At 59.9% G+C, this 14,615-nt stretch carries 13 protein-coding genes and 2 pseudogenes; 5 read left to right on the top strand and 10 right to left on the bottom strand.

The window, feature by feature from the left end:
* The first annotated feature begins 233 nt into the window (after window positions 1-233).
* Entirely contained in the window at window positions 234-941 is a 708-nt protein-coding gene (locus ACA048_RS18690) for a YebC/PmpR family DNA-binding transcriptional regulator (protein ID WP_497625741.1), read from the top strand.
* A gap of 151 nt (window positions 942-1,092) precedes the next feature.
* On the opposite strand, the gene ACA048_RS18685 is transcribed toward ACA048_RS18690, so the two are convergent.
* Together ACA048_RS18685 and zapE are read right to left on the bottom strand one after the other, a co-directional pair.
* On the bottom strand, window positions 1,093-2,406 hold the full coding sequence (locus tag ACA048_RS18685; protein ID WP_497625740.1) for a protein kinase: 1,314 nt from the start codon (window positions 2,404-2,406) through the stop codon (window positions 1,093-1,095).
* 111 nt (window positions 2,407-2,517) lie between these two features.
* Window positions 2,518-2,700, bottom strand: a pseudogene (gene zapE / locus ACA048_RS18680) (AFG1/ZapE family ATPase); the annotation flags it as partial.
* Window positions 2,701-2,846: 146 nt separating this feature from the next.
* Here zapE and ACA048_RS18675 point away from each other — a divergent pair.
* Window positions 2,847-2,936, top strand: a pseudogene (locus ACA048_RS18675) (IclR family transcriptional regulator); the annotation flags it as partial.
* 60 nt (window positions 2,937-2,996) lie between these two features.
* Here the strand turns inward: ACA048_RS18675 and ACA048_RS18670 are convergent.
* A complete protein-coding gene (locus ACA048_RS18670) occupies window positions 2,997-3,749 on the bottom strand; it encodes an anti-sigma factor family protein (protein WP_497625739.1) in 753 nt (250 codons plus the stop codon).
* Window positions 3,746-4,252, bottom strand: a complete 507-nt coding sequence (locus ACA048_RS18665) for an RNA polymerase sigma factor (RefSeq protein ID WP_497625738.1) — start codon at window positions 4,250-4,252, stop codon at window positions 3,746-3,748. Before ACA048_RS18665 ends, ACA048_RS18670 begins: the two co-directional genes overlap by 4 nt.
* Window positions 4,253-4,569: 317 nt before the next feature.
* On the opposite strand from ACA048_RS18665, the gene ACA048_RS18660 reads away from it, so the two are divergent.
* Entirely contained in the window at window positions 4,570-5,655 is a 1,086-nt protein-coding gene (locus ACA048_RS18660) for a catalase family peroxidase (protein WP_497625737.1), read from the top strand.
* Window positions 5,652-6,197 (top strand): cytochrome b, encoded by a 546-nt coding sequence (locus tag ACA048_RS18655; RefSeq protein WP_497625736.1) that lies wholly within the window; start codon window positions 5,652-5,654, stop codon window positions 6,195-6,197. Before ACA048_RS18660 ends, ACA048_RS18655 begins: the two co-directional genes overlap by 4 nt.
* Window positions 6,198-6,240: 43 nt before the next feature.
* Here the strand turns inward: ACA048_RS18655 and ACA048_RS18650 are convergent, their stop codons facing one another.
* A complete protein-coding gene (locus ACA048_RS18650; protein ID WP_497625735.1) occupies window positions 6,241-7,392 on the bottom strand; it encodes a M14 family metallopeptidase in 1,152 nt (383 codons plus the stop codon).
* Between the two features lie 482 nt (window positions 7,393-7,874).
* Complete coding sequence (locus ACA048_RS18645) at window positions 7,875-8,216, bottom strand: DUF6124 family protein (RefSeq protein WP_497625734.1); 342 nt, start codon at window positions 8,214-8,216, stop codon at window positions 7,875-7,877.
* 129 nt (window positions 8,217-8,345) lie between these two features.
* Between ACA048_RS18645 and ACA048_RS18640 the strand changes: the two genes are divergently transcribed.
* On the top strand, window positions 8,346-8,993 hold the full coding sequence (locus ACA048_RS18640) for a LexA family protein (RefSeq protein WP_497625733.1): 648 nt from the start codon (window positions 8,346-8,348) through the stop codon (window positions 8,991-8,993).
* Window positions 8,994-9,032: 39 nt separating this feature from the next.
* On the opposite strand, the gene ACA048_RS18635 is transcribed toward ACA048_RS18640, so the two are convergent.
* Genes ACA048_RS18635 through ACA048_RS18620 form a run of 4 tightly spaced genes read right to left on the bottom strand, consistent with a single transcriptional unit; the run spans window position 9,033 to window position 14,591 of the window.
* Entirely contained in the window at window positions 9,033-10,982 is a 1,950-nt protein-coding gene (locus tag ACA048_RS18635; protein WP_497625732.1) for an acetyl/propionyl/methylcrotonyl-CoA carboxylase subunit alpha, read from the bottom strand.
* Window positions 10,982-11,794 (bottom strand): gamma-carboxygeranoyl-CoA hydratase, encoded by an 813-nt coding sequence (locus tag ACA048_RS18630; RefSeq protein ID WP_497625731.1) that lies wholly within the window; start codon window positions 11,792-11,794, stop codon window positions 10,982-10,984. Before ACA048_RS18630 ends, ACA048_RS18635 begins: the two co-directional genes overlap by 1 nt.
* A 13-nt stretch (window positions 11,795-11,807) precedes the next feature.
* The gene (locus tag ACA048_RS18625) at window positions 11,808-13,415 is read right to left on the bottom strand and encodes a carboxyl transferase domain-containing protein (protein WP_497625730.1); all 1,608 of its coding nucleotides are present in this window, start codon (window positions 13,413-13,415) and stop codon (window positions 11,808-11,810) included.
* Window positions 13,416-13,427: 12 nt separating this feature from the next.
* Entirely contained in the window at window positions 13,428-14,591 is a 1,164-nt protein-coding gene (locus tag ACA048_RS18620) for an isovaleryl-CoA dehydrogenase (protein ID WP_497625729.1), read from the bottom strand.
* Between the last annotated feature and the right edge of the window lie 24 nt (window positions 14,592-14,615).

The following is a 14,615-nucleotide window of genomic DNA, read 5'->3' as shown; positions in this document are numbered from 1 at the left end:
GAACGCGCTTCTGCCATGGAGTACGGACGCGAAGGGTACGAAACCAAAGCCCTCTATGGTCACCGCAAATCGACATTTCAGAATTGCCCTACGAGTGCTGGTGAAAATGTCGATCCGTGACGTCGGTGACGTCAGCCAGCATTTTTTGGTCGATTGCCAACTTTAGGCCGTATAAACTTGCGCAACGCGTCGGCCAATAGATGTCTCGGCGCCACAGATCAAGAGAGTGAGTAATGGGCGCACAGTGGAAGGTTAAACACAAAGAAGCGGCATCCAACGCCAAGGGCAAGATTTTCGGCAAACTGGTGAAAGAAATCACCATTGCTGCGCGCAACGGCGCCGATGTGGCTACCAACGCACACCTGCGTCTGGTGGTTGAACAGGCGAAAAAAGCTTCGATGCCCCGCGAAACCCTCGAACGCGCGATCAAGAAAGGCTCCGGCCAGCTCGGCGAAACCGTGCAATACCATCGCGTGACTTACGAAGGCTTCGCACCGCACCAGGTGCCGCTGATCGTTGAATGCGTGACCGACAACATCAACCGCACCGTGGCTGAAATCCGCGTGGCGTTCCGTAAGGGCCAATTGGGCGCTTCGGGTTCGGTGTCGTGGGACTTCAACCATGTCGGCATGATCGAGGCGTCCTCGGACAGCCCGGACGCCGATCCGGAAATGGCCGCAATTGAAGCCGGCGCCCAGGATTTCGAGCCAGGTGAAGAAGAGGGCACAACCCTGTTCCTGACCGAGCCTGCGGACCTGGATGCGGTGCAAAAAGCGCTGCCAGAGCAAGGTTTCACGGTGTTGTCGGCGAAACTGGGTTATCAGCCGAAGAACCCGGTCAGCGGTTTGAGCGATGAGCAAATGGCTGAAGTCGAAGCGTTCCTGGAAGGCCTCGACAACCATGATGATGTGCAGGATATGTTTGTGGGTCTGGCGGGTTAAGCATTCCAGCGGGGACGGCTTTGTCGTCTGACAGACCGCCTTCGCGGGCAAGCCAGCTCCTACATTTAACTGAGTTCTATCTGAAGTACTCGGTCAACTGTAGGAGCTGCGGTGCGACGATTCGACTTGCCAGCGAATGACCGCGCAGCGGTCACCGATCTTGCAGCTCCCGCACAATCTCGCTAAACCCCGGTCGCTTCAGCACCTCTGGCTGACAGCAGCGCTCTTGCAACACTTCCAGCTCTTCACGTGCGACATCGCTCAACCCTGAGTCGATACGCTCCAGCAATTCCCCCAGCAACACCCCAAATGCCCGCACCTCGATCCGTTGCAGCGCTCGGCTTTCAGGGCTGTCGCAGGTTGCGTGGAAAGACGCCGCGCCAAAATCCCCCAGCAGGCAATCGCCGTGCTCGTTCCACAGAATATTGTGGCCATAGAGGTCGCCGTGGGTGATGCCTTGGCGGTGCAAGTGATTGGCCACCGAGGCGATGCCATGGGCGATGCGCAATGCCACGCCCGCGCTGAAACGAGTGTCATCGGAGTAGATGTCGCGGGTGCAGGAGGCCAGGCTCGGCAGCGCGGCCAGGTTGCGATAACTCGGATCGATCAGTTGCATGACTAGCCCGGCTTGCTGGTCGGGATGATCGATGATTCGGCCTTCGACCCGGATCAGGTTGGGGTGAAGGCCGGCGGTGATGCAGGCATTCATTTCGTGCAGGGGGGAACCATCGCTGGTCATTTCGCCCTTGTAGAGCTTGACCGCGACTGGCATGGCCGCTTGCCCCGGTGGTTCCCATGTGGCCCGATGAATCACCCCCGAAGCGCCTTCGCCCAGTTGCTGCTCCAGACGCAATTGGTCCCAGAGAATCTGGGCCGTGGCTTCCAGCGCAGCCGCAGAGTCTTCGTTTTCCAACGGGTTACCGGCGTATGCCAACCAGGTCAGGCTGGGCAAGGCCAGCAACCATTCGGGCAGTTCACTGAGCTGATTGGCGGCGATGCGAATCAGTTCGAGCCGATGGCACTGACTCAGGCTGCGGGGCAGACGCTGCAAGCGGTTGCCGGCGAGCATGAGTTTTTGCAGGTACGGTCGGTCGCCCAGTTCAGTAGGCAGTTCCGTGATGCGGTTGTCGGTCAGGATCAACCAGCGCAGCAACGGCGGCAGCGCGGCAGCAGGGACGGTTTCGATGGCATTGGCCTTGAAACCGATCATCGTCAGCGCAGCGCATTGGCCCAGGCACGCAGGCAGTTCGGTGAACAGGTTATCCGAACAGAACAGCACCCGTAAGCGGGTCAGGCGATGGAGGTCTTCCGGCAGGCTGTTCAAGGCGTTGCCGCTGAGGTTGAGCACTTCCAGCGAGTCTGCCAGGTCGAAAATTTCCCGGGGGAATTCTGTCAGGCCGCAAGCCAGGTCCAGGCGGGTGATGCCAGTCAATTGGCCGGCGCGCAGTTGGGCGAGGGTATCCATGAGCGAGATCGCTTTTGATCAAGGGAAGGCGCAGGGCCTGGAAATGGGCGACATGATAGCGGTAAAGCAGGCTCGTCTGTCAGGCCGGTGCACGCACTTCCAGCAACTGACCGGCTTGAAACGCGCGTGGTAGAGCGGGTTGGGCAACAACCCTTCCGGCGGATAATTGGACGTCACCATCAGCAGAATTCCGCGACGAAACAGCGCCTTGAACAACCGTGTGATGAGCATCGCATCGCCGATGTCATGGACGTGAAACTCGTCGAAACACAACACCCGGCAATCGCTCAGCAGGGTCAGTCGCGAACGGTTGGGCGGTCGAGCGGCCATGGTCATAACATCCAGAAATCGTCAGGCCGGCTCCCCGAGCAGCAGCGGCGGCGTAGTGTAACCAGTTGGGTAATTTCCCTTCCAGTCCTGTCGACTGACGCGGACGCGTGGTGGTGGAGATGCTCAAGCGTGAAGCGGCGCGGATCAACCCCTTCGACCCACTGCTGCGCCGGCCTTCGCAAGTGTTCGGGCAGGGTTGATTGCCACTGTGATCGTTCTTGAGCATAGCGTGGGCACGATTGGTACAGACGGCGGGGTGTTCAGAACTGTGCGGTTTGCTTGAGCATCTGCGCCACCGGCGTGTCGCTCGGGCTGACCATCGCGTAGTTGTAGCCGCTGCCGGACCAGTACTCGGCCTGCAACTCGCCATCGCTGCGACTGCCCCGTGGCAGGAAAATATTCTTCGGACCCGGTGGGCGCACGTAGAAGCTGATTTTGTGCCCGCCCTTATCCTCGTAAACCACCATCGCCGCCGGCCCTTGCTCGGTGCTGAGCAAACGTCCGCTGACCGGTTTGAAGCCTGCACTCGACAGGTCCGGCAGGCGATTGGCACGGGTGAAATAACGATCGAGCCACCCCTGCATGTCGCCATCGTCGCTGACTTTGTAGTCGGCCGGCAGGATGCCTTGCTGGGCGATCAGGCGATAAGCCTGCAGGGCATCGGTCATCGGCAGCGGGGGACTGGGCAAGGTCATTTGGCGCGCTTGCCAGCCGCTCAACCCACCCACGCTGACGGCAATCAACAGCACCGCCGCGCTGGCCAGATGACGACGGGACTGGCGTTTGATGCGCTGGCGAATCAGCGCCGGGTCGAGGTCCGGGTTGGCCGTGTAGTGCAGGGCGCCGCTCATGGCCGCACGCAATTGTTGGGCGTCGTGCTGCCAGGCGCGCACTTGCGCAGCCATTTGCGGGTTGCTGGCCAGATACGTTTCCACCAGACGTCGGTCGGCGTCGTTGAGTTGGTGATCGACGTAGGCGTGCAGGTCACGCTCGCTCGGGGGCATGCTGATCATTTGAGTATCCGCAGAGAAGGGCTGGTGATTTCGCCGTCGCTGAGCTGGCGCAAGGCCTGGCGGGCGCGGGACAGGCGGGACATCACGGTGCCGGTGGGGACGTCGAGAATCTCGGCGACCTCTTTATAACTCAAACCTTCCACCGACACCCAAAGCAGCAGCGCGCGCTGTTCGGTGGTGAGTTGATCGAAGGCTTGCAGCGTTGATTGGGCAATGACCGTACGCTCGGCCGAAGGCTGCGCATCATCACGCCCGGTAAAGAATTCGAGCATCCGCACGTAGCGTCGGGAGCGGCGGTGGGCATCCAGAAACTGCCGGTACAGTATCGAAAACAGCCAGGCGCGCAAGTCGCCCTCGGGGCGTTTGTCGCCCCAACTCGACAACGCTCGCTCCAGGCTCGACTGCACCAGATCGTCTGCGCCGCTGGGATTGCGCGTCAGCGAAACGGCGAAACGCCGCAGCCTGGGAATGATTTCTCTGAGTTGTTCGTCGATATCGTTCATGAAGTTCTGACTAGTCACTACGCTGTGGGGGAGTGTCCGGTCTCACAAATACGTTTCCTTTTTGGCGGCGTCTGTTGTCGCCATACTGCGTTGCCGCTCCTTGCCATAGCGAGCTATGACTCGTCGCGGCGCCTTGTCTGGCAACAACAGCCACTCGCCAAAAAGGAACGTATTTGTGAGACCGGACACCCGGAAGACGCCCGGCACTTGAGGTTATTCCACGCCTGAAAAAATAAACACCGGGCGATGGAATAAAGCCGTGTGGGGGTCGTCTGCTTGGTTCTTCTCACTTGTGGCCGATGGCCCTGGAGTCATTCATGGTAGATCGCTCATCACCGCCCACCCGGCCACCGCTGAGTGCTGCAAGCCTGACGTTGCGCCTGACCGGCATTGCGGTGGTAGTCGCCGCGTTGGCTGGTGCCTTTGCCTACGTCAACGGCACTCTCGACCCACAACGCCTGACGCCGAAAGCACTCATCAATGTGCTGGAGAAAAACAACGGCGTACACCCGGGTTTCCGTCGCAACCACGCCAAAGGCGTGTGTGTGATCGGTCATTTCGAAAGCACCGCTGAGGCACGCACCTATTCCAGTGCCCAGGTGTTCAGCGAAGCCCAGACCCCAGTGGTCGGGCGATTCGCGCTGCCCGCCGGCAACCCTTACGCACCGGACAGCGCCGTACCGATTCGCAGCATGGCGTTGCGTTTCACCCAGGCCAACGGTCAACAGTGGCGCACCGGGATGAACAGCATGCCGGTGTTCCCGGTGGGCACCCCTGAGGCGTTCTATGAATTTCAGCAAGCCCAGTCACCGGATCCTGCCACCGGTAAACCCAACCCGGCGGCGGTCCCGGCATTCTTCGGTTCTCATCCGGAATCTGCGCCGTTCCTGGCCTGGATCAAAACCGCCAAGCCGTCGGCCAGTTATGCGACCGAGACGTACAACAGCGTCAACGCGTTCTACCTGGTGAATGCCGCCGGTCAACGTCAGGCTGTGCGTTGGAACATGGTGCCGGTAGCGCAGGATGCGGCGGGCGCTACAGCGCCTGAAGGCAGTGATTTTCTTGAGAAAGACCTGGTTCAGCGCTTGTCGGCCGGACCATTGCGGTGGAAGTTGATGATCACGCTGGCGAACCCGGAGGATCCGGTCGACGACGCCAGCAAAGCCTGGCCCGACAGTCGCAAAGTGCTGAATGCCGGCACCTTGGTCCTTGAACGCACCCAGCCACAACTCAATGGCGAGTGCCGCGACATCAACTACGATCCGCTCGTGCTGCCCAGCGGTATCGAAGGTTCCGACGACCCGTTGCTCGCTGCTCGCTCAGCCGGTTACGCCAATTCCTACTTGCGCCGCACCAGTGAAGTCAGTCAGTTGCCCGCCGCTAAACAGGAGGCTCAACAATGAGCGCTCAACCGAACCATTTCGCGCCGTTGGCGCAGCTGCTGCATTGGCTGATGGCGCTGATGATCATTGCGATGCTGTTTATTGGCGCGGGGATGGTGGCCTCGGTGTCCGAGCGCCATGAGTGGTTGATTCACCTGCACAAGCCGTTGGGCGTTGCGATTTTGCTGCTGGTGATCGTGCGTTTGTTCGTACGCTTTTCTACTCAACAGCCGCCGTTGCCGGCAGACTTGCCGGGCTGGCAGGCACTCGCGGCCAAGGCCTCGCACGTTTTGTTGTACGTCTTGATGTTGGTATTGCCATTGCTCGGTTGGGCAATGATTTCGGCGGCGGGTGACCCGGTGATGATCAGCAATTCGATCCAGTTGCCGTCGATCCTGCCGGCCAATGCACAGGTGTTTGCGTTTTTGCGCAAGGCGCATGGGTATCTGGCTTATCTGCTGTTTCTCACCGTGCTGCTGCACTTGGCGGCGGCGTTGTTTCACGGTTGGGTACGTCGTGATGACGTGCTGGACAGCATGTTGCGGGGCAAGGATCGCGGCTGAGTGGGGTATGGCTGCATGCCCGGCATGCAGCCATTGAAAGCGATCAGCGCAGGGTGTCGACCATGTCGGTGATGGTGGTCAACACATCCTTGCCCAACTGCTTGGAGCGCTTTCCGGACCAACCTGTGAGGGCATTCGGTGCATCGTCGTTGTCCTTGAACGGCATCTCCAGGGTCAACGACAGGCAATCGAATTTCTGACCGACGCTGTTGCAGGCCAGGGTCATGTTGGCTTTTCCCGGCTCGTCGCGGGTGTAGCCGTGTTTGGTCTGGAAATCCTTGGTCAGGTGTTTCAGATGGCTGCGGAAATGCTCTTCGAGTTTTTCGATGCGTGGCGTAAAGCCCGGGTTGCCTTCGCAGCCAGCGGTGAACACGTAAGGGATTTCTTCATCGCCATGGACGTCGAGGAACAGGTCGACGCCATATTTTTCCATCTGCTGTTGCGCGAACAGCACTTCCGGGCTGATCTCCTGGCTGGCGCTCTGCCAGGCACGGTTCAGGTCCTGGCCCATGGCGTTGGTGCGCAGGTGACCGTGGAAGGCGCCGTCCGGGTTCATGTTCGGTATCAGGTACAGGTCAGCGCTGGCCAGCAGTTTGTTCAACACCGGGTCGTCGTGCTTTTCCAGGCGCTCGATCACGCCTTCCATGAACCATTCGGCCATGTGTTCGCCAGGGTGTTGCTGAGCGATCATCCAGACCTTGCGTCGGCCTTCGGCACCCGTGCCTTTGCGCAACAACTGAATGTCACGCCCTTCAACGCTCTTGCCGGTGGCCAACAGCTCGGTACCAGCCTTGGTCAGTGCCTGCTCGATCAGCCAGTCGTGACGGCCACGGCTGTAAGGTTCGAAGTAGGCGAACCAGGCGTGGGTGGCAGTGGCTTCGAGGCTGAAGCGCAGGCAGTCGCCTTCGAAGATAGTCGGTACGCGGAACCAGTTGACGTGGTCGTACGATGCAACGGCCTGATAACCGTCCCACGCTTTGTTGTACGAGGACTTGCTGGCGTTGTTCAGGCGAAACCAATGCTCCTGGCCGACGTGCAGGCCGCTGGCCTTGAAGTGGAACCATTGAAAATGCGGGCTGCGGGTGTCGGGTTTGATGGCCAGCAGCGCTTGAAGCGGATTGCTGATATCCAGCACTTCAATGTTGCCGCTGTCGAAGTTTGCACTGATGTCGAAGGAAGATTTGGCCACGGTCATAGTCGGTTCCTGAATATGATTTTATGGCGGCTACTTTACACGCAAGGCAGGGGGGAAACCGAGGGAAATTGCGGGGTGCAGAGGGGGGCGTCCTCCATGACGCCGACGCAGCTTAGTGGCTGTGCGATTGATTCTCAAGTGCTATTTTTACATTCGTTTGGCCCAATGATGCCGGGCTTCTCTTGCCAACCAATATGCCTTTGATATTATCCGCGCCATCGAATTTGCAGCACCCAAAGCCTTCATTAGCCTGAAGGTAAAAGCCAGAATAACTGGCAAAAAAAACCCGGCAAAAGCCGGGTCAAAAACCGTGATTAGCCTGATGAGGAGATAGCCCAGGAGACCGACCTAAGGTCACTTGGGCAATCGACTGATCTCGCGACCAGCTGCATGAAATAATAATCATTCTCGTTTGCAAGTCAAATGATTTTATCTGCGCGATTGGAAAACTCTTTCCTGTCCTCCCCAAACGCTCGCCCGTTTCATGCGGTCCGATGCCCTTGCAAAGACCGATCGATCATCGCCTTTGCCATATCGATCATGTGCACCGTCGAATAGGCCAGGTCGCGGCTTGGACCGTGCAGGTTACTGGCTGATTCATGTGCAGTCGCCGCAGCGCATCGCAACAAATCAAAGGCATGCACCAGCGCCTCTTCTGCGCTGATGTCCGGGTTCACATCAAAGAACCGCTCCCCGGCAGCGGGTTCGGACACAGTTGGTTTCAAGTAATAATCCAGCGCTCGCTGTGCGGCGGCGTTGCCTTTTGGCGAGGTCAGGGTGGTATCGATTTGCATATCTGGCAGGTCATTGCTGGGTAACGTCATGACGATGGCAAGCTCCGTGATAGATTCAGATCCGTAAATCCATCCTAGTACGAACTGTATTTGTGACTGGAATTTAAATACTACAATTTGTGTTTTGTTGGTCGGAGTACCCCACGTATCGTGCCGCACATGGATAAATGGATTGAGTTAGTCAAAGCCAAGATGAGTGACCTCAAAGTCACTCAAGAGGTCCTCGCCGACCGCCTCGGGATGTCCCAGGGTGGCGTGGGTCACTGGCTGAATAAGCGCCGTCAGCCGAGCATCGAAGACATGAATCGTGTCTTGCGCGCGCTCGGGATGGATTTTCTGGAAGTGGCGACGGTGATTCGCGAGCGTCTGGTCTTGCAAGACGAGGAACCTTGCCTGTCGCACAAATACAACCCGTACTTCCGTTACCCGGTCTGTGACTGGCGAGAGCCGATGCAAGTGCGTGACGGCGAGCTGGCGGTCTACGGCAAGCCACGCTTCGAACTGACCGACTACCACGCACAGGGCGCTGCGTTCTGGCTGGTGGTGGTGGGCGATGCGATGACGGCACCCACGGGTGTGAGTATCGCCGAGGGCATGATGATCCTGGTGGATCCGGCCATTGTGCCGGAGCCCGGAAAGCTGGTGATCGCGCAGTGGTCGGACAGCACCGAGGCGACGTTTCGCAAGCTGATCGAAGAGAGCGGGCAGCGTTACCTGGTCCCGCTCAATCCGACGTATCCGAAAGCCCTTTACACCGATGAATGTCGAATTATCGGTGTAGTGGTTCAGGCAACGGCCAAATTCTAATCAGATCGGTCCTCGTAGAACGTAGGACCGATCTTCATTTCACGCGTCTTCCAGCTCGACCAACGCACTACCTTCGCTGACCATTTCGCCTTCCTGGCAATACAAGGCCTTGATCACGCCCGCGTGGGGCGCGCGAATGCTGTGCTCCATTTTCATCGCTTCCAACACCACCAATTGCGCCCCGGCTTCGACCGTTTGCCCGGCCACTACCAGTACTCGTACGATGCTGCCGTTCATTGGAGCGGTGAGCCCACCGTGATGGCTGTGGCTGGCTTCGACGGCGCTGATCGGGTCATAGGATTCGATGCGGCGCAGTTCGCCTTCCCATTGCAGATAGACATGGTCGCCACGACGGATTGCCCGATGATGGCGGCGTACGCCGTTGTGCTCGGTCAGCAATTGCTCACCTTGAAGGTGGGCTGTGCAGAGGTCGCCCAAGGTCAGCGCGCGGTCCTGGCCTTCGCAGCTCAAATGCAGGGTAATTTCTTTTGGCAACCCGGCACGGAAACCATTGCTGATCGCCCATGGCGAGCTCGCGTCATCCGCGCGCGGTGAACCTGACTGGCTCTGGGCAACTGCCTGAGCGGCAGCCTGCCAAAACGCGTGACTGAGGTCCGAAGGTGCTGGCAACAATTGCTCCTGAAAAAGCGGGATAAACCCGGTGTCCAGTTCTGCAGCAGCAAACGCAGGGTGCGCGATGATCCGGCGCAGGAAGTTGATGTTGGTCTTGAGTCCACCAATCGCAAACTCATCGAGCATGCTCAGCAACCGCAGGCGCGCCTGTTCACGGTCTTCGCCCCAGGCAATCAACTTGCCCAGCATCGGGTCATAGAACGGTGAAATTTCGTCGCCTTCTTCAACACCGCTGTCGACCCTGCGTCCCGGGCCTTCGGCGGATTCACGGTACAGTTCCAGGCGCCCGGTGGCCGGCAGGAAATCATTGGCCGGATCCTCTGCGTACAGTCGCACTTCAATCGCGTGACCGATCAGCGGCACCTCGGCCTGGGTCATCGGCAGCGCTTCGCCACGGGCCACGCGAATCTGCCAGGCCACCAGATCGAGGCCGGTGATGGCTTCGGTGACCGGGTGCTCAACCTGCAGGCGCGTGTTCATTTCCATAAAGAAGAACTCACCGCGCGAATCCAGCAAAAACTCCACAGTGCCGGCGCCGACATAACCGATGGCTTGTGCCGAACGCACTGCGGCCTCGCCCATGGCACGACGCAGTTCCGGGCTCAAACCTGGCGCGGGTGCTTCCTCAACGACTTTCTGGTGGCGACGCTGGATCGAGCAGTCACGTTCGTTGAGGAATAGGCAATTGCCATGCTGGTCGGCAAAGACCTGGATTTCCACGTGGCGCGGTTTGAGCAGGTACTTCTCCACCAACATCCGTGAATCGCCGAAGGAGGATTTCGCTTCACGCTGGGCTGAGGCCAGGGCTTCGGCCAGCTGGCTGACGTCCTCGACCACTTTCATGCCTTTGCCGCCACCGCCGGCGGTGGCCTTGAGCAGCACTGGATAGCCGATGCGCTCACACGCATCGCGGAAGGTGTCGAAGTCCTGCGCTTCGCCGTGATAACCCGGCACCAACGGCACGCCGGCCGTTTCCATCAGCGCTTTGGCGGCGGATTTGCTGCCCATGGCGTCTATGGCCGAGGCGGGCGGGCCGAGGAAGATCAGGCCGGCGTCTTCAATCGCGCGGGCGAACCCGGCGTTTTCCGACAAAAAGCCGTAACCCGGATGGATAGCCTGAGCGCCGCTGGTCTTGGCTGCCGCAATCAGTTTGTCGATTTGCAGGTAACTGTCGGCCGCTTTGCTGCCACCGAGGTCGACGCGGATATCCGCCTCGCGGCTGTGTCGCGCTTCACGGTCAGTGGCACTGTGCACGGCGACGGTGGTCAGGCCCAGGGCTTTGGCGGTGCGCATGACCCGGCAGGCGATTTCGCCACGGTTGGCCACCAGCAGGGTGGTGAGAACAGGTGCGCTCATCAACGCGGCTCCTTGTTGGTGGGGGCTTGCCAGGTCGGCGGACGCTTTTGCAAAAAGGCGCGCAGGCCTTCCTGTCCTTCGGGGCTGACGCGGATGCGGGCGATGGCGTTTTCGGTGTAGCGGCGCAGTGCCGGGGTCAACGCGCCATGGCTGACTTCACGCAACAAGTCTTTGCTGACACGCATGGCGGCAGGGCTGTTGAGCAGCAGATTGTCGATCCACTGGTCGACTTTTTGCTCCAGCTCGGCGGCCGGATAGCTTTCCGACAACAAACCGATTTCCCGCGCCCGTTGCCCGCCGAAACGTTCGGCGGTCAGCGCATAACGACGTGCCGCACGTTCACCGATGGCCTGCACCACGAACGGGCTGATCACCGCCGGCGCCAGACCGATGCGCACCTCCGACAGGCAGAACTGCGCGTCGTCGGCGCCAATGGCCATGTCGCAGCAACTGATCAGGCCCAGCGCACCGCCGAAGGCCGCGCCTTGCACCACGGCCAGGGTCGGGACTTTCAACTTGGCGAGGTTGTACATCAACTCCGCCAGTTCCCGGGCGTCGTCGAGGTTGGTGCCGTAATCGAGTTCGGCTGATTGCTGCATCCACGCAAGGTCCGCGCCGGCGCTGAAATGTTTGCCGCGTCCCCGCACCAGCAAAAAGCGCAGGCTGGTGTCGCTCGCCACGGAGTCCAACGCGAGGATCAGTTCGCGGATCATTTGCGCGTTGAACGCGTTGTTCTTTTCTTCACGGCTGAGCCACAGGGTGGCGAAACCCCGTGGGTCGGTCAGCAGTTCGAGGGTCTTGAAGTCGCTCATGGTTTTCTCCCGATCACATCCGGAACACGCCGAAGCGGCTCGGTTCGATAGGCGCGTTCAACGACGCGGACAAGGCCAGGGCCAACACATCGCGGGTTTGTGCCGGGTCGATGACGCCGTCGTCCCATAGCCGTGCGCTGGAGTAATAGGGGTGACCCTGTTCTTCGTATTGATCGAGGATCGGTTGCTTGATCTCCGCTTCCTGCTCGGCGCTGAAGCCCTGACCACTGCGCTCGGCTTGCTCGCGTTTAACCTGCACCAACACCCCGGCGGCTTGCTCGGCGCCCATTACGCCAATGCGTGCGTTTGGCCACATCCACAGGAAGCGCGGGTCGTAAGCCCTACCGCACATGCCGTAGTTACCGGCACCAAAGCTGCCGCCGATGATCACGGTGAATTTCGGCACCTTGGCGCACGCCACGGCGGTCACCAGTTTCGCACCGTGCTTGGCGATGCCGCCGGCCTCGTACTTCTGGCCAACCATGAAGCCGGTGATGTTTTGCAGGAACAGCAACGGGATGCCGCGCTGACAGGCCAGTTCAATGAAGTGCGCGCCTTTCTGCGCAGCTTCAGCGAACAGGATGCCGTTGTTGGCGAGGATCGCGATCGGGTAGCCGTGCAGGTGGGCGAAGCCGCACACCAGCGTGGTCCCGAACAGCGCTTTGAACTCATCGAACACCGAACCGTCGACCAGACGCGCGATCACTTCGCGCACATCGAACGGTTGCTTGGCGTCCGCCGAGACCACGCCGTACAACTCGTCACTACTGTACAGCGGTGCAATAGGCGCGCGTTGTTGCACTTCGCCGAGCTTGCGCCAGTTGAGGTTGGCGACGCTGCGTCGCGCAATGGCCAAGGCGTGTTCATCGCTTTCGGCGTAATGGTCGGCGACCCCGGAAATCTTGCAGTGCACATCGGCTCCGCCCAAGTCTTCGGCGCTGACCACTTCACCGGTCGCCGCTTTTACCAGGGGCGGCCCGGCGAGGAAAATCGTCGCTTGCTGGCGCACCATGATCGCTTCGTCAGCCATCGCGGGCACATACGCACCACCAGCGGTGCACGAGCCCATCACCACCGCGATTTGCGGAATGCCCATGGCGCTCATGTTGGCCTGGTTGAAAAAGATCCGCCCGAAGTGCTCGCGATCCGGGAACACTTCATCTTGACGTGGCAGGTTGGCGCCGCCGGAGTCCACCAGATAGATGCACGGCAGGCGATTCTGCTGGGCGATGGTCTGGGCGCGCAGGTGTTTTTTCACGGTCAGCGGGTAGTACGAGCCACCTTTTACCGTGGCGTCGTTGGCGACGATCATGCATTCGACGCCTTCCACGCGGCCGATCCCGGCAATCACGCCAGCGGCTGGAACGTCTTCACCGTAAACCTCATAGGCCGCCAGTTGGCTGATTTCCAGAAACGGCGAACCCGGATCGAGCAGACGATTGATCCGCTCGCGGGGCAGCAGTTTGCCCCGCGAGGTGTGGCGTTCTTGAGCCTTCGGGCCGCCACCCAGCTGCACTTGGGCGAGCAGGGTGTGCAGATCGTCGACCTGTTTGAGCATCGCCGCGCTGTTGGCGGCGAACTCCGCCGAACGGGGGTTGAGCTGGGTATGCAGGATAGCCATGGACAGCTCCGATTAGCGGGTTTCGTTGAACAGTTCGCGACCGATGAGCATGCGACGGATCTCACTGGTGCCTGCGCCGATTTCGTACAGCTTGGCGTCACGTAGCAGACGACCCGCCGGGAATTCGTTGATGTAGCCGTTGCCGCCCAGAATCTGAATTGCGTCGAGGGCCATTTGCGTGGCGCGTTCGGCGCTGTACAGGATCACGCCGGCAGCGTCCTTGCGCGTGGTTTCGCCACGTTCGCAAGCCTGTGCCACTGCGTAAAGGTAAGCACGGCTGGCGTTGAGTTGGGTGTACATGTCGGCGACTTTGCCCTGGATCAGCTGGAATTCGCCGATGCTTTGGCCGAATTGCTTGCGGTCGTGGATGTACGGAACGATCAGGTCCATGCACGCCTGCATGATTCCGGTCGGGCCGCCGGAGAGCACAACGCGCTCGTAATCGAGGCCGCTCATCAGCACTTTCACGCCGCCGTTGAGCACGCCGAGGATGTTTTCTTCCGGAACTTCCACGTCGTCGAAGAAGAGCTCGCAGGTGTTGGAGCCGCGCATGCCGAGCTTGTCGAACTTATTGCTGCGGCTGAAGCCTTTCCACTCGCGTTCAACGATGAATGCGGTGATGCCGTGGGGGCCTTTTTCCAGGTCGGTCTTGGCGTAGATCACGTAAGTGTTGGCGTCAGGGCCGTTGGTGATCCAGGTCTTGCTGCCGTTGAGCACGTAGTGATCGCCGCGTTTATCGGCACGCAGCTTCATCGAGACCACGTCGGAACCGGCATTCGGTTCGCTCATGGCCAGGGCGCCGATGTGCTCGCCGCTGATCAGTTTCGGCAAGTATTTGCTTTTCTGTTCGTGGTTGCCGTTACGGTTGATCTGGTTGACGCAGAGGTTGGAGTGGGCGCCGTAGGACAAGGCAACCGACGCCGAACCACGGCTGATTTCTTCCATGGCCACGACGTGGGCCAGGTAACCCAGGCCAGCGCCGCCGTACTCTTCCGGCACGGTAATACCGAGCAGGCCCATGTCGCCAAATTTGCGCCACAGGTCGGCGGGGAACAGGTTGTCGATGTCGATCTGAGCGGCGCGTGGGGCGATCTCTTTGGCGACGAAGGACTGAACCTGATCGCGCAGCATGTCGATGGTTTCACCGAGGGCAAAATTCAGGGATGGGTAGCTCATGGGGCACCTTTTGGCTTTTTTGTA

It is taken from the genome of Pseudomonas sp. LBUM1659, assembly GCF_059716045.1.
The sequence above is the reverse complement of the archived record's forward strand: the minus strand, read 5'-3'. Positions and strand labels throughout refer to the sequence as shown.